At 72.8% G+C, this 19,626-nt stretch carries 14 protein-coding genes and 1 tRNA gene; 12 read left to right on the top strand and 3 right to left on the bottom strand.

Features of this window, described 5'->3' with window-relative positions; translation table 11 throughout:
- Positions 1–24 precede the first annotated feature (24 nt).
- Together VGH76_RS24045 and VGH76_RS24040 are read left to right on the top strand one after the other, a co-directional pair.
- Entirely contained in the window at positions 25–261 is a 237-nt protein-coding gene (locus VGH76_RS24045) for a hypothetical protein (RefSeq protein ID WP_331559275.1), read from the top strand.
- Between the two features lie 177 nt (positions 262–438).
- Entirely contained in the window at positions 439–1,875 is a 1,437-nt protein-coding gene (locus VGH76_RS24040) for an FAD-binding oxidoreductase (RefSeq protein ID WP_331559274.1), read from the top strand.
- Between the two features lie 80 nt (positions 1,876–1,955).
- Here the strand turns inward: VGH76_RS24040 and VGH76_RS24035 are convergent.
- Positions 1,956–2,029 (bottom strand) — tRNA-Gly (locus VGH76_RS24035).
- A 269-nt stretch (positions 2,030–2,298) separates the two neighbouring features.
- Here VGH76_RS24035 and VGH76_RS24030 point away from each other — a divergent pair.
- Both VGH76_RS24030 and VGH76_RS24025 read left to right on the top strand, forming a co-directional pair.
- Positions 2,299–2,946 (top strand): UDP-N-acetylglucosamine 2-epimerase, encoded by a 648-nt coding sequence (locus VGH76_RS24030; RefSeq protein ID WP_331559273.1) that lies wholly within the window; start codon positions 2,299–2,301, stop codon positions 2,944–2,946.
- Between the two features lie 255 nt (positions 2,947–3,201).
- On the top strand, positions 3,202–4,917 hold the full coding sequence (locus VGH76_RS24025; RefSeq protein ID WP_331559272.1) for a GGDEF domain-containing protein: 1,716 nt from the start codon (positions 3,202–3,204) through the stop codon (positions 4,915–4,917).
- 70 nt (positions 4,918–4,987) lie between these two features.
- Here VGH76_RS24025 and dcd read toward each other — a convergent pair whose 3' ends face one another.
- Together dcd and VGH76_RS24015 are read right to left on the bottom strand one after the other, a co-directional pair.
- Positions 4,988–5,560 carry a dCTP deaminase gene (dcd, locus tag VGH76_RS24020; protein ID WP_331559271.1) on the bottom strand — a complete coding sequence of 191 codons (573 nt, stop codon included), beginning with the start codon at positions 5,558–5,560 and terminating at the stop codon, positions 4,988–4,990.
- Positions 5,561–5,770: 210 nt separating this feature from the next.
- Positions 5,771–8,401 carry a 4Fe-4S dicluster domain-containing protein gene (locus VGH76_RS24015; protein ID WP_331559270.1) on the bottom strand — a complete coding sequence of 877 codons (2,631 nt, stop codon included), beginning with the start codon at positions 8,399–8,401 and terminating at the stop codon, positions 5,771–5,773.
- A gap of 431 nt (positions 8,402–8,832) precedes the next feature.
- Here VGH76_RS24015 and VGH76_RS24010 point away from each other — a divergent pair, with 431 nt between their 5' ends.
- The 8 genes from VGH76_RS24010 (at position 8,833) to grpE (ending at position 19,553) form a co-directional block, all read left to right on the top strand.
- Positions 8,833–9,144, top strand: coding sequence for a hypothetical protein (locus VGH76_RS24010; protein WP_331559269.1), 312 nt, complete (start codon positions 8,833–8,835; stop codon positions 9,142–9,144).
- Between the two features lie 5 nt (positions 9,145–9,149).
- Complete coding sequence (locus VGH76_RS24005) at positions 9,150–9,932, top strand: hypothetical protein (protein WP_331559268.1); 783 nt, start codon at positions 9,150–9,152, stop codon at positions 9,930–9,932.
- Positions 9,913–13,083, top strand: a complete 3,171-nt coding sequence (locus VGH76_RS24000) for an ATP-binding protein (protein WP_414637802.1) — start codon at positions 9,913–9,915, stop codon at positions 13,081–13,083. Before VGH76_RS24005 ends, VGH76_RS24000 begins: the two co-directional genes overlap by 20 nt.
- A complete protein-coding gene (locus VGH76_RS23995; protein WP_331559267.1) occupies positions 13,080–15,125 on the top strand; it encodes a hypothetical protein in 2,046 nt (681 codons plus the stop codon). Before VGH76_RS24000 ends, VGH76_RS23995 begins: the two co-directional genes overlap by 4 nt.
- Entirely contained in the window at positions 15,109–15,690 is a 582-nt protein-coding gene (locus tag VGH76_RS23990) for a hypothetical protein (RefSeq protein ID WP_331559266.1), read from the top strand. The genes VGH76_RS23995 and VGH76_RS23990 overlap by 17 nt, the downstream gene beginning before the upstream one ends.
- Positions 15,691–15,777: 87 nt before the next feature.
- A complete protein-coding gene (locus VGH76_RS23985) occupies positions 15,778–16,782 on the top strand; it encodes a C40 family peptidase (RefSeq protein WP_414637801.1) in 1,005 nt (334 codons plus the stop codon).
- 168 nt (positions 16,783–16,950) lie between these two features.
- Entirely contained in the window at positions 16,951–18,801 is a 1,851-nt protein-coding gene (gene dnaK / locus VGH76_RS23980; RefSeq protein ID WP_331559264.1) for a molecular chaperone DnaK, read from the top strand.
- A gap of 68 nt (positions 18,802–18,869) precedes the next feature.
- Positions 18,870–19,553, top strand: a complete 684-nt coding sequence (grpE, locus tag VGH76_RS23975; protein ID WP_331559263.1) for a nucleotide exchange factor GrpE — start codon at positions 18,870–18,872, stop codon at positions 19,551–19,553.
- The last annotated feature ends 73 nt before the right edge of the window (positions 19,554–19,626 follow it).

Raw genomic sequence — 19,626 nt, 5'->3', positions numbered from 1 at the left:
GATCACACGGTGCCGGGAGGTCGGATGGCCGACGACGACGTCGAGGGCGGGGCGGGTGGCGACGACGCCGAGCTGGGTGCGGCGGTCGACGACGCGGTGGCCGACGAGGTGAAGCGGATGCGGGCACGGTTCGTGGCCCAGATCCTCGGGGTCGACCGCGCCGAGGGCGTGGGGCGGGGCGAGGAGCACTGGAACGAGAGCCTGCGCCGGGACACGCACCGCGACGTCGGGGTGGAGCCGCCGGACGACGCCGAGCAGTGACCTCGCGCGAGGGCCCTGTAGGTGCGCTTCCCATCTGAGGCCGCCACGTGACGTGTCGGTTCTCCTGCGTCAAGCGGCCGAAAGGGGGACGTATCGATCTCGCGGCGGCCCCTACCGTCACTACGGGTGGTCGACGACGACCGCCATCGCGCTGGGGGCGAGGAGAGGTGACGGGTCATGACGGTGACGGCGGTCAGGCCGGACGGGTCTCGGGAGCAGCTTCCCGAGAACGTGCTGGAGGAGCTCCGGGCGCACCTCCGGGGCCAGGTCGTAGCTCCCGACGGCGCCGACGTCGCCACGGAGCCACGCGTGGCCTGGAACGCCATGCACCCGGAACGGCCCTCGATCTCGACCCGGTGCACCGGCACCGCGGACGTCGTCGACGCGGTGGGCTTCGCCCGGGAGCACGGGCTCCTGGTCGGGGTCCGGGGTGGCGGGCACTCGGTGGCCGGCCTGTCCTCGGTGGGCGAGGGCATGCTCATCGACCTGTCGCTCATGCGCGGCGTGCAGGTCGACCCCGAACGCCGGCTGGCCCACGTCCAGGGCGGCGCCCTGCTCGGTGACGTCGACCGCGAGACCCAGGCCTTCGGGCTGGCCACCCCGCTGGGACGGGTCTCCGAGACCGGCGTCGCCGGCCTCACGCTCGGCGGCGGCTACGGCCACCTCAACGCGAAGTACGGCCTGGCGTGCGACAACCTCGTCGAGGCCCAGGTGGTCCTGGCCGACGGCCGGGTCGTCACCGCCTCCGCCGAGCAGAACCCCGACCTGTTCTGGGCGCTGCGCGGCGGCGGTGGGAACTTCGGGGTCGTCACGTCCTTCACCTTCCGACTGCACCCCGTGGGACCGGTCGTCGCCTTCGCCGGCGCGTTCTACCCCCTCGGAGAACTCGGCCGGATCGAGCGCGGCTGGCGCGACTACGTCGTCGGGGCACCTCGGGAGGTCACCTCGTTCATCGTGACGATGACCTTCCCGGCCGCACCGGGCATGCCCGAGGTCATCCACGACCGGCCCGTGGCCATCGTCGGCGCGGTCCACTGCGGGGACGTCGACGACGGGATGACGACGCTGCAGCCGCTGCGGGAGCTCGGCACCCCGCTGTTCGATCTGTCCCAGCCCATGCCCTACACCGCCGTGCAGACGGCGTTCGACCCCTTCTTCCCGCGGCAGGCGCTGCGCGCGTACTGGAAGTCGCAGTACCTCGATGAGCTCACCGACGACGCGATCGACGCGATCGCGGCCCGCGCCGCGGACCGGCCGGGGCCGATGAGCCTCGCCAACACGTTCCACCTCGGCGGCGCGGTGCACGACGTCGGCGCGGAGGAGACGGCGTTCCCCGAGCGATCGGCGCCGTTCATGGTGTCCTTCGACAGCATGTGGAGCGACGCCGCCGACGACGCCTCCGCGATCGCGTGGACCCGGTCGGCCTGGCAGGAGATGACGCGCTACGGGAACGGCACGCCGTTCCTCAACTTCACCGGGCGGGACGACGAGCCGCTCGACGCCGACGTAGCGACGGCCTTCGGGCGCAACCTGCGGCGGCTCGCCGAGATCAAGGCCGTCTACGACCCGGAGAACTTCTTCCGGCTGAACAACAACGTGCTGCCGCGCGCCTGAGGTCGGGACCGCGCAGGCCTGAACGACGACGGCCCGCCTCCGGTTCACCGGGGGCGGGCCTGTGACCTGCGCTTTCCTCGTGGAGCGAGTGACGGGAATCGAACCCGCGTTCTCAGCTTGGGAAGCTGATGTTCTACCATTGAACTACACTCGCCTGATCGTCGACGACGATACACCGGCTTCCGCGGCGGTTGATCCACCCCCTGCCCGCCGCGACGTCCGAAGCCGCATACCGCAACGACATGTGTGCAACTCACTCGGATCACGTCGTGGTCTCGGTGAGATCGCAACCCTGAGGGTGACACAGCGTGAATCTGATTGCGCCCAAGCGGTAATCCTGGAGCAGTCGTCTGTCCCGCAGGGACGATGTGGTGTGTGCTGGGCCCGTGGGTGAACCGCGACGGACGGCGAGGTAGGTGAATCATGACCCAGCGTGAGCACGCGGTCGGCGGACTTGCCGACGGGACCGCGACGGTGACACCGGAGCTCGTGGTGGTCGTCGCCACCGCCGAGGACGCTGCGGTCCTCGCGCCGCTCGGACGCGCCGCCCACGCCGGTCACGAGCAGGAGATCGATGGTCCGGTGCAACCGGTCCTCGTCGCCACCGGCCCGGATCCCCTCGGCGTGGACGAGGCGCTCGACGACCTCGGCGCCCCCGCCGGACGGCTGCTGCTGCTCGACGGCCCGTGCGCGACCTGGGCCGAGGAGGCCGCCCGGATGGTCGTGCGCCTCGACACGCTGCTCGCCGAGGAGCCCCCGGCCGGTGTCGTCGTCCGGGGTGGCACCGAGGCGGCCCTCGCCGCGGCCCGCAGTGCGGTGCGGCTCGGCGTCCCGGTGCTGCACCTGGCCGCGGAGCAGGAGAGCTCGGAGCGGGCCGCCACCCAGGCCGCCGTCGCCGAGCTCGCGGCCTGGCAGACCTCGCCCTCGGGAGGCGTGCCCTACCCGACCGAGATCGACCTGCTGGTGCACCGTCTCCTCACGCCGCAGCAGCCGAGCCGGCACCGCGCGGCCGACCCGACGGTCGTCCGCATGCCCTCGGGGCGGGGTCCCCGCGGGTCGATGACCGCCTGACCGAGCACGCTTCCTCGGCCGTTCGGCCTACGCACTACCCCTTACGGGTCCCGTCCGGGGAGGACGGTCTCAGCTCGGGCACAAAGAACCTGTGCCCTGTTCCCCGAACCGGCTAACGTCATGCCTCCGAGTGGTGATGTGCAGGGGGAAGGTTCCGGACATCCGTCCGGAGCCGCGTGGGGCTAGGACCCTCGGAGGGGCGTGGGCGGGTTGAGACGGGCACCGAGGTTGATCACCGAGGTCCAGCGTCTCGGCATGACGGTCTCCGTCGCCGCCCTGCTCATCGTCCTCCTCGTCGTGTTCCGGGTCCTCTACAGCGCCGCGGTGACGCAGCCCGCGGACGACCGGCTGCAGGCCGGACTGCTCGCCGTCGAGGACTCCCACCAGGCGATGCTCGAGATGGACTCCGCGCTGCGGGGCTACCTGGCGACCGGGGACCGGTTCTTCGCCGACGAGGCGACGAAGGCGAGTCCCGCGCTGGCGTCCGCGGACACCCAGATGGTGAACCTGCTCGAGGAGCCGGCGCTGCGGCAGAGCGTGCTGCAGCTCCTGCTCGCCCAGCAGCGCTGGCGCACCGAGTGGGCCGACTCCGCCCGCCAGATCCCGCCGCCGGGTGGCACGGAGGCGTTCCTGCTGCAGGGCAAGGCGCTCTTCGACTCCTACCAGGGCCGCAAGGCGGACACCCGCGCCGCGACGCTGGAGGCGATCGACGACAGCCAGCGGACGTCGACGATCACCCAGTGGGGTGTGGGGGTCCTGCTCGTGCTCGTCGGGCTGGCCACGCTCGGTGTCGCGCTGCGTGGTCGGAGACGGCTCGAGCGCCACGTCGTCGCGCCCGTCGACGGCCTCCTCGCCTCGGTCCGGGGGATCTCCGAGGGACGGCTCCATCCTCCCGAGCCGGTGGCGGGCTCGGCCGAGCTCGTCGCCCTGCGTGACGGTCTGGCGGACATGACCGTGGCGCTGCGCCACCAGCACGAGGAGACCACCGCCCAGGCGGAGCGCCTCCAGGCCCAGACGGACCGCCTGCGCACGATCCTGATCATGACCCGTGAGATCGCGGGGTCACTGAACACCCGCTACGTCGTCGACTCGACGGTGCAGGCCGCGGTGGCGGTCACCGACGGGCGGGTGCTGCTCTGGCTGCTCGACGAGGACGGCGGCGGGCTGGAGCTCGCCTACGACTCGGACCGTGGAGCCGTGCCGCCGCTGGAGTCGCACTGCAACCTCGGGGTGGGCGTCGTCGGCCGCTCCGCGCGCTACGGCCAGATCTCCCGGGGCGACCCCGATACCGACGACGAGCCGGCGGTCGCCGTCCCGCTCGTGGTCGGTGCGCGCGTCATCGGGGTGCTCGAGTGCTTCGACGGCGTCGAGGGCGAGGTCGACGGGCAGGCGCTGTCCGCGGTCGAGATGCTCGCGACCCTCGCCGGGTCGGCCATCGAGGCCAGCCGGCTGCACGCCGCCACCGAGCGGCTCTCCCAGTTCGACCCGCTCACCCAGCTGGCGAACCGTCGTCGGCTCGGCGCCGATCTCGACGCCGCGGTCGCGAACGCCAAGCGCCACGGCCACCCCATGTCGGTGATCATGCTGGACCTGGACCACTTCAAGGAGCTGAACGACCGCTACGGCCACCAGCAGGGCGACGTCGTGCTCCAGGAGGTCGCGAGCACGCTGCGCGCCTCGATGCGCGAGGGCGAGACGGCCTACCGCTACGGCGGTGAGGAGTTCGCCATCCTCATCACCGAGGGGGCTCCAGACGACGCCGCCGCGCTCGCCGAGCGTCTCCGTGAGCGGGTCGAGGCCGACTTCAAGCGGAGCGGGCGCCAGCTGGTGACAGCCTCGTTCGGCATCGCGACGCTGCCCGAGCACGCCGGCGACGGGGAGGGCCTGGTCTCCGAGGCCGACCGGGCGCTCTACTCGGCGAAGAACTCCGGTCGGAACCGGGTGCACCGCGCCGGCCAGCTGGTCGGGTAGGTGCGCTTCGCGCTCGTGAGCACTGATCCGTGTCATAGGGCGGATGAGTGTTCACGGGGGCGAAGCGCACCTAGAGACCGCGGCGGAAGTTGACGTACGAGCGCGACGGCGTCGGGCCCCGCTGGTCCTGGTAGCGCGAGCCGTACACCGGCGAGCCGTAGGGCTGCTCCGAGGGCGACGAGAGCCGGAACAGGCACAGCTGCCCGACCTTCATCCCCGGCCACAGCCGGATCGGCAGGTTGGCCACGTTCGAGAGCTCCAGCGTCACGTGGCCGGAGAAGCCGGGGTCGATGAAGCCCGCGGTCGAGTGCGTCAGCAGGCCCAGACGGCCGAGACTCGACTTTCCTTCCAGCCGACCCGCGACGTCGTCCGGGAGCGTGATCACCTCGTAGGTCGATCCGAGTACGAACTCGCCGGGGTGGAGGACGAACGCCTCGTCGTCAGGGGGCTCGACCATCCGTGTCAGGTCGTCCTGCTGCAGCGCCGGGTCGATATGGGTGTAGGCGTGGTTGTTGAACGTCCGGAAGTGCCGGTCCAGCCGCAGGTCCACGCTCGAGGGCTGCAGCAGCGTCTCGTCGTACGGGTCGAGCGCGACGCGTCCGGCGGCGATCTCAGCGCGGATGTCGCGGTCGGAGAGCAGCACCAGCGCACACTATCGGCGCCGTCGGGCCGAGCACCCGGGCCGGGCATGATCGCGATCTCGGGAGCGACACGCCCAAGGTTCGATGCGACACGCTCACGACGTTCGGATCTTCTTCCGGGACTGCGAGGGTCCGGAACGAACGAAGGGCCCCTTCGGTCGATCTACTCGACCGAAGGGGCCCTTCGCTCAGAACAGCATGGACGCGGCTCGCTACTCGCCCGGGTTCTTCACGTTCGCCGAGGTGGCGGCCGTCGACGGGTCGGAGTCGCCGGGACCGTCGGTCTCCGCCTCCGGCGTGGGCTCCGAGCCCTCGCCGACCTCCGACACGGCCGTGGTCTCCGCGTCGACCGACGAGACCGCGGTGGTCTCCGCGTCGACCGACGAGACCGCGACCGTCTCGGCCTCCACGTCGGCGGCGGGCGCCGGCGTACCCCGCTTCACCGCGGCCAGGAGCATCTGGGAGACGTCCATGACCTCGGTGCCGACCGCCTTCGACTCGCTCTGCCGCTCGGTCAGCCCGTCGGTGAGCATGACGCGGCAGAACGGGCAGCCGGTCGCGATCGTGTCCGGCTCGGTGGAGATGGCCTCGTCGACGCGCTCCATGTTGATGCGCTTGCCGATGTTCTCCTCCATCCACATCCGCGCACCGCCGGCGCCGCAGCACAGCGCCCGGTCCGCGTGACGCGGCATCTCCTTGAGCACGGCACCCGCGGCCTCCACCAGCTCGCGCGGCGGGGTGTACACCTCGTTGTGGCGGCCGAGGTAGCACGGGTCGTGGTAGGTCACCGTCTTCGGGCCGGACCCGCCGTGGCCGCTCGAGGGGCGGTTCGAGTGACCGTTCGACGACGACCCGTCCTTCTCCGCGAGCGCGACGGCGGCCGGCGCGGCCTGGTCCTCGGGGTGCGAGCCGGTGCTGTGGCCGTTGGCCTTGACCAACCCGGGCTCGGTGCCGTCGTTGTGCGGCCCGTGGTACTGCAGGTTGGTCGAGGGCCGGATATCGAGCTTCGCGGTGGGCACCGGCGAGGGCTCCGGCGCCACCGGCACCAGCTTCTTCTCCCGGACCAGCTGGTTGAGCAGCTGGGTGTGGTGGACCACCTCGTAGTGGCCGTCGAGCTGCGGGTACTCGCGGCCGAGGGTGTTCATACAGTGCGGGCAGGTGGTGACGATCTTGCGCGTCCCCGGCCCGCGGCCCTCGAAGACGCTGTCGAGCATCTCCTTGGTCTGCATGGCCATCATCTGGAAGAGGAACTCGTTGCCCGAGCGCCGCGCCGGGTCGCCGGTGCAGCTCTCCTCCTTGCCGAGCACGACGTAGTCGACGCCGGCGATGTGCAGCAGCTCGGCGGTCGCGCGCACCGTCTTCTTGGCGTTGTCGTCGAACGCGCCCGCGCACCCGATGAAGAAGAGGTACTCGGTCTCGGGACGCAGCTCACCGTCGAACTCCGGCACCTCGAAGGGCAGGTCCTTCGCCCAGTCCATGCGCGAGGAGTTGTTCTGGCCCCAGGGGTTGCCCTTGTTCTCCAGGTTGCGGAAGAGCACCCCGAGCTCGCCGGGGAACTCCGACTCGATCATGACCTGGTTGCGGCGCATGTCGACGATGTGGTCGACGTGCTCGATGTCGACCGGGCACTGCTCGACGCAGGCGCCGCAGGTGGTGCAGGACCAGAGGACCTCGGGGTCGATGACACCGAGCTGCTGGGCGGTGCCGACCAGCGGGCGGACGGCCTGGACGTCGTCCGTGCCGGGGTGGCGCTCGTACCCGGACTCCGGCACGCCGTGGCCGCCGTGCTCGTTCTTGCCGAGGCTCGCGTCCATGTCGACGCCGCCCTCGTCGGGCATGTCCTTGCCGCCGATCATGTACGGCGCCTTCGCGAGCATGTGGTCGCGCAGGTCCATGATCAGCAGCTTCGGCGACAGCGGCTTGCCGGTGTTCCATGCGGGGCACTGCGACTGGCAGCGGCCGCACTCGGTGCACGTCTCGAAGTCGAGCATGCCCTTCCACGTGAAGTCCTCGATCTTGCCGCGACCGAACGAGGCCTCCTCGGGCGGGTCCTCGAAGTCGATCGGCTTGCCGTCGTGCTCGAGGGGCTGCAGCGGGCCGAGGGCCTTCGGCAGGCGCTTGGCGGCGACGTTGATCGGCGCGATGAAGATGTGCAGGTGCTTGGAGTAGAGCACCTGCACCAGGAAGATCAGCGCGACGCCGATGTGGAGCAGCACCATGATCGTCTCGAGGACGAACAGCGTCGACGGGGAGAGCCCGGTGAACAGCTGACCGACCCCGATCGAGACCCAGGCGCCCGAGGTGTAGGGCAGGTTGCCGGCCGCGGACTCGATGCCGCGGAAGACGAACAGCGTCCACACCACGTTGAAGATCAGGAAGAGGACGATCCAGGCGCCGCTGGTGTGCGAGCCGTAGAAGCGCGAGGACCGCTCCTTGCGCTCCGGGTCCTGGCGAACGCGCATGATCGCGAAGGTGATGATCGAGACGAGGACCATCACGGCGATGAAGTCCTGCAGGAAGCCCAGGATCGGGGAGTGCCCGATGCCCGGGATCGCGAAGTCGTCCACGAACAGTGCGCCGTAGGCCTCGATGTAGACCGTCAGCAGGATGATGAAGCCCCACATCGTGAAGAGGTGGGCGAGACCGGGGATGGACCAGCGCAGCAGCTTGCGCTGGCCGAAGACCTCGACGAACTGCGCGCGTACGCGGCCCCCGAGGCCCTCGGCGCGCTTCGCGTCGGGCTGGCCCGAGCGGATGAGCGTGAAGAGCCACCACGCCCGCCGGGCGGCGATGGCCCCCACGGCGACCGTGAGCGCGAGCCCCAGGATCAATCGGACGAGCACTGTTCGACCTCCCAGCGGACCCCTGCCCGGGCGGCACGGGTCGACAACCGTCGTTCGGCGCACTGTATCGGCTGGTCGTGACGGCGTCCCGACGAGCGCGATGAGAAACTACTCATCGGTAACCACCGACCCACGAACGCCCGTCGCCGACACCCGGTAGCCGCCCGTGCTCACCCTGTGGTGACCCCTGGACGACGTCCGGCGGTGCGGTCGGGCGCGCGTCCCCCCACACGCCTCATCTTGGGGCCACCATGAGCCGCGGTCGTCGTGACCCGCGCGCGGGGTCCACGGCACACGGTGACCCACCGTGTGGCAGTCGGTCGCACCCCGCGACGAGAGGGGGTGGTCAGGTCCGGCGGCCGCCGTGTTTACTCGACCGGTCGAGATCGGCCGAGGACAGTGCCATCGAACGTCCGGGGAGGACCACCGCCATGACCGTCACGACCCTCGGCGCGCAGGTGGTCGGCGCGGTACCGATCCCCGATCTGCACGCGTACGGGTCGGCCGTCGTGGCGCAGGGGCTCGGCACCAACGGCCTGCAGGGCTGGATCCGCGACAACATCGTCCCGCTGATCCTGTTGGGCATCGCCGTCATCATGCTGTGGATCGGTGGTCGTGGCGACAACGCCGGCGTCGCCCGCCGCGGGGTGGGGCTCCTCGTCGGTCTGGTCGCCCTGGGTATCGCCGTCTCGGGCCAGGGCCCGGCGGTCGGCCAGTTCCTGGCCCAGTTGATCACGGGGTGACGCGGGTGCAGATCCGCACCGACGACGACGTGTACCGGGTCGACGCCGTCTGGCTCGGCCCGCCCCGCGCGACGTTCCCGTGGCGTGCCCGGTACTCCAGCTACGGCGTCGGGCTGATCGTCATGATCGTCGTGATGTTCTTCCAGCGGCGCCTCGGCATCCCGATCGGCTTCTTCTCCGTGGCGTGGGCGCTGCTCATCACCGTCGTCGTGGTCCGCTTCGTGGCCAAGCGCATCGACGAGGACCGTCCGCTGCTCGAGTGGCTCACCCTCTTCTTCCACGAGCTGCGCGGCCCGCGCCGGCGCACCCGGGGCCAGGGCAGCCGCGTCGGCACCGGCCACGTCGCGATCGAGGCCGCCCGCCCGCGCCGCGCCCTCCCGGCCGGCCGCACCGACCCGCACGGCGCGCTCGCCGTCCGCGATCGTGCCGCGAGGCGCACCGGGACGCCCCCTCCGGAGGACCCGGAGGCGCGCCGGCCCCGGCGTCGCACCCGCCGCTCCTGGACCACCCGGGGCGGCCGGACCGTCCCGACCCCACCCCCGCGCCCGACGACGGGTGCGGGGTCGCCGCCCGGCGACGACGACAGCGTGCTGCACGTCACCGCCCGGCGCGCCGACCGCCCGGGGGCCACCACCCGGACCCGCCCCGCGCGCTCGCGCCCCGCCTCCGGCCCCCGTCGCTACGGCCCGAGCGCGACGGCGGCCTCCCCGACGTCCCCGCCCGAGCGCCCCGAGACGCCCCTCCCGCGCGACGAGGAGGGCGACGGTGCTGCGCCGGCGCGGTCCTGACGCCGGCCGCCGGCCCGAGTCCGGCCGCCGTCGCTCGTCGTGGTCCACGCCATGGCCCGAAGCCCGGGAGGATCGGCCGGAGCCCGGGGAGCCGGGCTGGGGGACCTTCCCGGGGTGGTCCGCGTCACGGCCGGCCGAGATCGTCCCGGTCGACCGTCCGGAGCCCGACGACGATCCCGGCGACGACGACCTGCTCGACGCCTTCGGCGACGCCGCGGAGCCGGAGCGCCCCGAGCGGGACGAGCACGACGACGCCGAGGAGCACCCCCGCGCCGCCGCCGGGCTGCGCACCGGCCCGACCCGCCGTCGTCGGGGACGGGCCCTCGCGGGCGCCTCGTCCACGCCGTCGTTCCGCTCGGACATCGCGCTGCGCTCGATCGACGGCAACATCGCGCGCACCGCGTCCACGGTCACGGCCTGGTACCGCCTGGCCCCGCAGCCGTGGAGCTTCCGGTCGGACTCCCAGCGCGAGGCGCTCATCCGCCGCATCGCCAACCAGCTCGGCGAGCTGCAGGGCCGCTGGTGCCACCTACGCGTGACCAGCCGCCCCTACCCGGTCGCGCGGTGGGCCGAGGCCTTCGACCGCAACTCCCCGGGACGCCTGCCCGACGTCGGGGGCGCGCTGGGCTGGGAGGACTTCCTCACCGGCGAGCAGACCCACCTCATGGGCCTGTCGATGGCCGACAAGGAGGTGTTCCTCGGCGTCGAGGTCTCCGGGCGCTCGCTGGTGGACCGCTGGCTGGAGTCCGCCTCGCCGCTGCTGCACCGCGTGCTGCCCTCCGCCGCGACCGCCGAGCTCACCGCGCTCGAGACCGAGATCGCGCACGTGGACGCGCTGGTCTCCGGGCCCGGGCTCGACGGCGTCCCCTGCACCGCGGAGGACATGGCCTGGCTCATGCACCGCTCCTGCGCGCTCGGGCTCCCCGCGCCGCGCTCGGTGCACGCCGAGGCCGGGGTGGCCTGGGAGAACGAGGACCTCGCCGCGTTCACCGACGGCGTCGCCATGTACCAGGAGCCCTACGCGCCCACGGTCACCGTCCAGGGCCGGCACGGCCTGCAGCCGGTGTCGCGCCACGTCGCGGTGCTCTCGGTCGGGCTGATGGACTCGCTGCGCATCCCCGAGGCCGACGACCCGTGGATGCAGCGCAGCGACCGCCTCCCCTTCCCCGTCGAGTGGTCCGCGCGCATCTACGTGCGCCGCCCCGAGGAGGTCACCGGGGAGCTGCAGCGCCAGATGGGCAAGGTCCGCAGCCAGATCCGGCACTACACCCACGACCACGACCTCGACCCGCCGAGGTCCCTGGAGCGCCAGGCCGACCGGGTGCTCCAGATCGAGGACGAGCTCTCCGGCGGGCTCACCCAGCTCAACACGCGCGTCTACGGCTGGTGGCGGGTCGCGGTGTCCGGCCGCGACGAGTCCGAGGCGCTCACCCGTGCCCAGCAGGTGCTCGACCTCTACCGGCCGCGGGTGGCCCTCGAGCACCCCGAGGCCCAGTACGCCTACGCGCGGGAGTTCATCCCGGGCGAGCCGCTGGCCTCCACCGCCTACCGACGCCGCGGCTCGGTGACCTGGGTGGCCGCCGGGGTGCCCGCCGCGTCGGCGAGCGTGGGCGACCGGCGCGGGGTGCTGCTCGGCGAGACCTGCACCGCGACCCGCCGCCCCGTCGCGTGGGACCCGTGGATGGCGCAGGAGGTGCGGCGCGCGTCCGGCCTCACCGCGGTCGTCGGTGGGCTGGGCTCGGGGAAGTCCTTCCTCACCGGGCTGATGGTCTACAAGACGCTGCGGGCCGGGGCGCGCTGGACCGTGCTCGACCCGTCAGGGCCGCTGGCCGAGCTCACCCGGCTGCCCGAGCTCGCGCCGTTCTCACGGCACATCCACCTGCTCGGCGCCGACCCCGGCATCCTCAACCCGTACCGCGTCGTCGCCGAGCCCCGCCGCGACCACTTCCTCGACGAACCCGACCCGGAGAAGGCCTGGCGCCGCGAGCGCTCGCTCGCCGCGGCCACCCGGCGCCGGCTCGTCCTCGACGTCCTCACCGGTCTGCTGCCCTACGACGTGGCGCGCCTGCCCCACACCCGCATCGTCCTGCTGCGCGCGGTCCGCGAGGTCGGCGGCGGACAGCACCGCGACCCGGGCCAGGTCATCGCGACCCTGCGCCGGCACGCCCGAGAGGGCGAGGAGCACGCCGACGTCGTCGCCGACTTCCTCGAGGAGCGCCGCGAGCTGCCCCAGGCCGCGCTGCTCTTCCCCGAGCACACCCCGGACCCGGCCGACCCGCGCGGCCCGGACGAGAGGGCGGGCGGGGGAGCGACCGGCGATCCCTCGATCCTCGACGAGGAGGACTACCGGCTCACCGTCCTGACGATGCAGGGGATGTCGCTGCCCCGCCCCGGCAGCCCGCGCGAGGAGTGGACCGACGGTGAGTCGCTGGCCGTGGAGCTGCTCAACCTCGCCTCGTGGCTGACCCAGCGCACCGTCTACACCGCCGACCGGGACCTGCGGAAGGGCGTCGCGCTCGACGAGACGCACTTCCTGTCCCAGATCCCCACCGGCAAGGTGCTCATCGACCGGCTCGCCCGCGACTCCCGGAAGTTCAACGTCCGCGCGCTGTTCGCCTCGCAGCTGGCCGGGGACCTGCTCCGCGTGCCGGGGTTCGCCTCGCTGGTCGACGCGGTGTTCGTCGGGCGCACCGACGACGCCGAGGCGCAGGCCGAGGCACTGCGGCTGCTGCGGGTGCCCACCGACGTCGGCTACGAGGAGATGCTCGGGACGCTCTCCCCCCGCCCGACGGCGTCGCGCTCGATGGGCGACCACGACGACGACCCGGACGACACCCCCCGTCAGTTCGTCTTCTCCGACGGCCACGGCGGCGTCGAGAAGATCCGCGTCGACCTCGAGGGCCACCACCTGTCGCACCTGCGCACGGCCCTGGACACCAACCCCGACGCCCGCCGCGCCCACCTGCCGACCCCGCCACGGCGCACCGCCCCGGAGGCCCGCGAGCCCGGCGACGATCACCCCGGACCCGGCCCGGCCGCGCGCACCCCGCGGGAGCCGGTGTCCGGGAGCGACGGCGACGGGTCCGGCGGCTCCGGCGATGACGGCGTCGCGGTCGGCCGCGGGCCGGGACGGGGCGGAGGCGACGGGTGACCGTCGTCGTCGCCATCGTCGTCGCGGCGCTGGTGATCGGGTGGCGGCGGGGCTCGCGGCGCGTGGCGGCCCGTCGTGCCGGTGGCAGCAACGGCACGTTCCTGGCGTCCAGCGAGAGCACGGCGCCGTTCACCCGTTTCCTGTGGTCGGTCCTCCGCGGCAGCAACGGCACGATGCCGGCGTCAGACGCCAGGACGGCGCGGCTCACGCACCGGCGGCGGCCCCGCCTACCCCGGCTGTCGCTTCCTCGGACGGGCCGGACCCGGGCGCTGCTCGTCGTCGGGTCGCTCGTCGCCGGCCTGGTCCTCGTCGGCGGCACGGCCTCGGCCCAGGCGTTCGACTGCAAGGCCCCGCCGGACCCCGACCGCCCCGGCACCGGGCTCGTCGGCTCGCTCGACCCCGCGCCGATCGGCGTCGGGACCCCGGGCAGCGTCTACGACCAGGTCGGCTACGCCGGCCAGGTCTGGTGGACCTACGACCTCGGCTGCGGCCCCGGCGGCGCCCGCGACCCCGCGGCGGCCACCGACACCTGGCTGGGCAACCAGGTCTTCGACGTCGCCAAGCTCATCGTGGGCGGCGTCGACTGGGCCCACTACCTGATCGCGCGCGGCTCGAGCCTGCTCACGCCGCTGGACAGCGTGATCCAGACCGGGACGCGGGCGATGTACCAGGCCGTGTTCACGACGTGGGTCGGGGTCGCGCTGGCAGCGCTCGCCGTGATCATGCTCGTGCTCGCCATGCGTGGCGACCTCTCCCAGCAGGCCCGCCGCGGGCTCGTCGCGGTCCTCGCGCTGGGCCTGGCGGCGGCGGCGTACGCGGCGCCGATCCAGTGGTCGCGGGCGCTGGACGGGGTGCTGCTGGACGGCGTCACCGCGATGCAGCAGGGCTTCCTGCGCCAGGTCGGGGTCGGCGACCAGAACACCCTGCCCACGGTGCTCACCGACCAGATCGTCTACTCGAACTGGCTGCGCGGCGAGTTCGGCTCCGCCGACGTGCCCCAGGCCCGCGACCTCGGCCGGCCGCTGCTCGAGGCCCAGACGTTCACCAAGGTCGAGGTGGCGACGGGGCAGGACGGCCAGGCGCAGGCCGACGCCAAGAAGCAGCAGTTCACCGACATCGCCAACAAGGTCGGCGACCGCTACTCCTACTTCCAGGGCCGGTCGGGCTCCCGGGTCGGGGCCGGCGCGCTCGCCCTGGTCCAGGCCGCCTGCATCGCGCTGTTCCAGCTCATGAGCAAGGTGCTCGTGCTGGTGTCGATGCTCATGATCCGGCTGCTCGTCATGGTGGCGCCCGCGCTGGCGGTGGTCGCGCTGCTCAAGCCCGAGGTGATGCCAGCCATGCTGCGCATCGGCGGCGCGGCGCTGGTGAACACGCTTCTGGTCGGGGCCCTGGCCGGCCTGCACTCGCTGCTGGTGATCTCGCTCTTCCGGCCCGGCTCCGGGGTCGACACCTGGCTCGGACTGCTGGTCACCGGCGTCGTCACGGTCATCCTCTGGGCGGTCTCGCGGCCCTTCCGGCGGCTCACGTCCATGGTGACCCTGACGCGCGAGCAGGTCGGCGGGATCTTCCCGGCCGCCGGGACCGGCGCGCTGGGCCGCGCCTTCGGGCGGCTGCGCGGCCCCGACGGCCAGGAGGACACGTGGTGGGGCGACCGGGCGGAACGAGGCCGCGGCGGCCCGGTGCTGCGCCCCGAGGAGTCGGTCGACGACGCGGGCCGGGCGCGGCCCGTGCGTACCGTGCACGTCGACTCGCAGGTCGTCCGGCCGGCGTCCGGCGCGGCGGGGGAGGGCGGGGTCCCTCGCCGCGAGATCGACGCGTCCCGCCCAGCCCTGCCGCGGGCCGCGCCCCGCGTCCCGGAGGTCGACGGGGCGCCGTCGCAGCGCCTCTACCGGCCGTCGCGACGCATGGAGGGCCACGGCCAGGTCGTCGAGGGGCGGGTGCTCGAGAGCCGGGTCGACCATGCCCCATCGGACCCGTCCGGCTCGGCCGCTCAGGGCGGTCCGGCCGTGACCCCGGGAGCGACCCGTGCCGATCCGGACTAGGCGTGGGCGCTCGGGGGCCTACCGCGGGCTGTGGGAGTGGCCGCTGCACTCCCCGGTCCGGTTCCTCGTCGTGCTCGTCGCCCTCGCGGCCGTCGTCGCCGGCGTCGCCTACCTCGGGACCTGGGCCTCGTCGCGCTCGGGCCACTCCTCGAGCGCCCTCGCGCCGGTCCCCGACGTCCCGACGGTGACCGCGGTCCCGAGCGCGGCCGCCCCGCCACCGGAGCTCACCCCCACGAACCTGCCGCTCTCGGCGGCGCCGCAGGCCGCCCTGGGGGTCGCGCAACGCTGGGCGACCGCGTGGGCCGACCACCCGGCGGGCGTGACCGGCGCCGCGTGGAGCCAGCGGCTCGCGCCGTACACCACCGACGAGTACCTGCCGGTGCTCGCGTCGGTGGACCCGTCGAACGTGCCGTCCTCGCGGGTCACCGGGCCGCCGCAGGCCGTGGAGGTGCACCCGGACTCGCTGCGCGTCGACGTACCGACCGACGCGGTCACCCTCCAGCTGCTCGTCGTGCAGGTCGGCGCGGCCGACTGGCGCGTGGCCGGCTACGACCGGGCCTCGTGAGGTCCCGCCGTGTCCACCCTGGTCCCACCGCCGCAGCGTGAGCGCGACCGCGCCCGGATCCCGCAACTGCCCGTCCGGCTGCGCTTCCTGCGCCTGCTCATCCCCGTCGGGGTGCTCGCGCTCGCCCTCGTCATGGTGCTGCTCGGCGGCCTCCTCGTCGTCGGGCAGTTCACCGGCGGCGGCGACCAGGACGCGGCCGGGACCTGCGACGCGGGCGGGCGGGCCGCCGTCGGGGTGCCGCGCACCGCCGCCGACCTCCAGCCGGTGCAGCGCCAGGCCGCGGCGACGATCGTCGGGGTCGCCAAGGGCATGGACGCCCCGCCGCGGGCCTGGATCGTCGCGCTGGCGACGGCGATGCAGGAGTCCCGGATGGGGGTGTCGGGGATGGACGTCGCGGTCGACCACGACTCGCTCGGCCTCTTCCAGCAGCGCCCCAGCCAGGGCTGGGGCACCCCGGACCAGGTCCGCGACCCGGTCCACTCCACCCAGACCTTCCTCACCCACCTGCTCGCGGTCCCGGGGTGGGCGGACATGCCGGTGACCCTGGCCGCGCAGACGGTGCAGCGCTCGGCGTTCCCGGGCGCCTACGCCAAGTGGGAGCCACTCGCGGCGAGCCTGGTCGGCGACCTCGCGGGCGTCACCAGCGCGATCCGGCCCTGCGCCGAGGGCCCGACGGCGGGCGTGGCCACCTCCCTCCCGCCGGGCGTCGCGAGGAGCGCCATCGACTTCGCGGTCGGGGAGAGCGGCAAGCCCTACGTGTGGGGCGCCACCGGGCCGTCGAGCTTCGACTGCTCGGGGCTCATGCTGCGGGCCTTCCAGTCCGCGGGAGTGGTGCTGCCCCGCGTGGCGCGCGACCAGTACGGCGCGGGCGCCCACGTCCCGGTGGCCCAGGCCCAGCCTGGTGACCTGCTCTTCTGGGCCTACGACAGCTCCGATCCGGACTCCATCCACCACGTGGCCCTCTACCTCGGCGGCGGGAAGATCATGGAGGCGCAGCAGACCGGCGTCCCGCTGGGCGTCCGCCCCGTCAGCTTCACCGAGAAGGGCATCGTCCCGCTCGCGACCCGCCCCGGCACCGCTCCGCGGGCATAGTTGAGCGCACCGGGAACAAGTCCGGGACGTCGCTCGTTGGCGGCAGTGAGAGCAAGTTGAGCGCACAGGGCTCACCCCCGGGTCGCCCCGACGATCAGGGTCGGTAGACTTGAGCGCGACGGGCTCACAGCAATTTTCGACATGGACTCATCGAGAGGAGTCGTCAGCATGGCGCGAGCGGTCGGCATCGACCTCGGCACCACCAACTCCGTGGTCGCGGTCCTGGAGGGCGGCGAGCCGACGGTCATCGCCAACTCCGAGGGCAGCCGCACCACCCCGTCGGTGGTCGCCTTCGCCCGCAACGGAGACGTGCTGGTGGGCCAGTCGGCCAAGAACCAGGCCGTCACGAACGTGGATCGCACCATCCGGTCGGTCAAGCGGCACATGGGTTCCGACTGGACCACCGAGATCGACGGCAAGAAGTACACCGCGCAGGAGATCAGCGCCCGCACGCTGATGAAGCTCAAGCGCGACGCCGAGTCCTACCTCGGCGAGGAGGTCACCGATGCGGTGATCACCGTCCCGGCCTACTTCGAGGACGCGCAGCGCCAGGCCACCAAGGAGGCCGGTCAGATCGCGGGCCTCAACGTGCTGCGCATCGTCAACGAGCCCACCGCGGCCGCCCTCGCCTACGGGCTGGAGAAGGGCGAGGCCGAGCAGACGATCCTCGTCTTCGACCTCGGCGGCGGCACGTTCGACGTCTCGCTGCTCGACATCGGCGACGGTGTGGTCGAGGTGCGCGCCACCAACGGCGACAACAACCTCGGCGGCGACGACTGGGACGAGCGGATCATCACCTGGCTCGTCGACAAGTTCAAGAGCTCGCAGGGCATCGACCTGTCCAAGGACAAGATGGCGATGCAGCGGCTCCGTGAGGCCGCCGAGAAGGCCAAGATCGAGCTGTCCAGCTCGGCCTCCACGAGCATCAACCTGCCCTACATCACGGTCGACGCGGACAAGAACCCGCTGTTCCTCGACGAGACGCTGTCGCGCTCGGAGTTCCAGCGGATCACCTCCGACCTGCTCGAGCGGTGCCGCAAGCCGTTCAACCAGGTCGTGAAGGACGCCGGCATCTCCGTCGGGCAGATCAGTCACGTCGTGATGGTCGGTGGCTCCACCCGCATGCCCGCCGTGTCCGATCTGGTCAAGGAGCTCGCCGGCGGCCGCGAGCCGAACAAGGGCGTGAACCCCGACGAGGTCGTCGCGGTCGGCGCCACGCTGCAGGCGGGTGTCCTGCGCGGTGACGTCAAGGACGTCCTGCTGCTCGACGTGACCCCGCTGTCCCTGGGCATCGAGACCAAGGGCGGCGTGATGACCAAGCTCATCGAGAAGAACACGACGATCCCCACCAAGAAGTCCGAGGTCTTCACGACGGCGGAGAACAACCAGCCGTCGGTCCAGATCCAGGTCTTCCAGGGCGAGCGCGAGATCGCGGCCTACAACAAGAAGCTCGGCATGTTCGAGCTGACCGGTCTGCCGCCCGCCCCGCAGGGCGTGCCGCAGATCGAGGTCACCTTCGACATCGACGCCAACGGCATCGTCAACGTCTCGGCCGTCGACAAGGGCACCGGCAAGTCGCAGGCGATGACCATCACCGGCGGCTCCGCGCTGTCGAAGGACGAGATCGACCGCATGGTCGCCGACGCCGAGGCGCACGCCGACGAGGACCGCAAGCGTCGCGAGGAGGCCGAGACCCGCAACCAGGCGGAGTCGCTGGTCCACCAGACCGAGAAGGTGCTCTCCGAGAACGGTGACAAGGTGCCCTCGGAGGTCAAGGACAAGGTCCAGGGTTCGCTCGACGACCTCAAGAAGACCCTCGAGGGCGACGACACCGAGGCCGTGAAGTCCGCGGTGGAGAAGCTCGCGACCGACTCCCAGGAGCTCGGCCAGGCGATCTACGCCCAGCAGCAGCAGGGCGGCGACGCCGGGGCCGCGGGTGCGGCCGACGGCGAGACGGGTGCCGGCGGCGACGACGACGTCGTCGACGCCGAGATCGTCGACGACGACAAGAAGCAGTGACCAGGCCGGACACCGATGCCGCGCCCGGCCCCACGGCCGGGCGCGGCGGACCCGAGGAGGAGGTCTCCGTGGAGCAGCCGGCCCAGGAGTCGGTCGAGGACCACCGGGAGGAGTTCGGTGCCGGTCCGGACGCGCCGGGCGGCACGACCGTCGAGGGTGTGCCCGCGGACGGCGACCAGGCTCCGGACGCCGCCGTGGGCGGCGTCCCGACCAGCGGCACCGCGACCGCGGACGGCGTCGAGGGTCCGGAGGGCACCACACCGTCGGACCCCGAGCTGACCCGCCTGCGCACCGATCTCGAGGAGCGCACCGCCGACCTCAAGCGGGTCTCGGCGGAGTACGCCAACTACCGGCGCCGCGTGGAGCGTGACCGCGAGGCCACGGTCGCGGGCGCCAAGGCCCAGATCGCCGGCGACCTGCTCACCGTGCTCGACGACGTCGAGCGCGCGAGCACGCACGGCGACCTGACCGGCCCTTTCAAGGTGGTGGCCGACCGGCTCACCGAGACCCTGACGCGGGCCGGGCTGACCGGGTTCGGCGAGGTCGGCGACGCGTTCGACCCGTCGGTGCACGAGGCCGTCGCGCACGGCACCTCGGCGGAGGTCGACGGCCCGACCGTCACCACCGTGATGCGCCGGGGCTACCGCTTCGGCGAGAAGGTGCTCCGACCGGCGATGGTCGAGGTCACCGACCACGATCCCGACGCGGTGCCCGCGAACAGCGGCTCCACCGGCGGGAACGAATCCGCGTGAGTGGCCGGACCGGGACTCCCGGTCCGGCCCCGCGCGAACCACACTGACGGGAGTGCCCGGGCGCACGCCGGGC

This window comes from Actinomycetospora sp. (assembly GCF_036497585.1).
In the GTDB taxonomy this organism is placed as follows: domain Bacteria; phylum Actinomycetota; class Actinomycetes; order Mycobacteriales; family Pseudonocardiaceae; genus Actinomycetospora.
The sequence above is the reverse complement of the archived record's forward strand: the minus strand, read 5'-3'. Positions and strand labels throughout refer to the sequence as shown.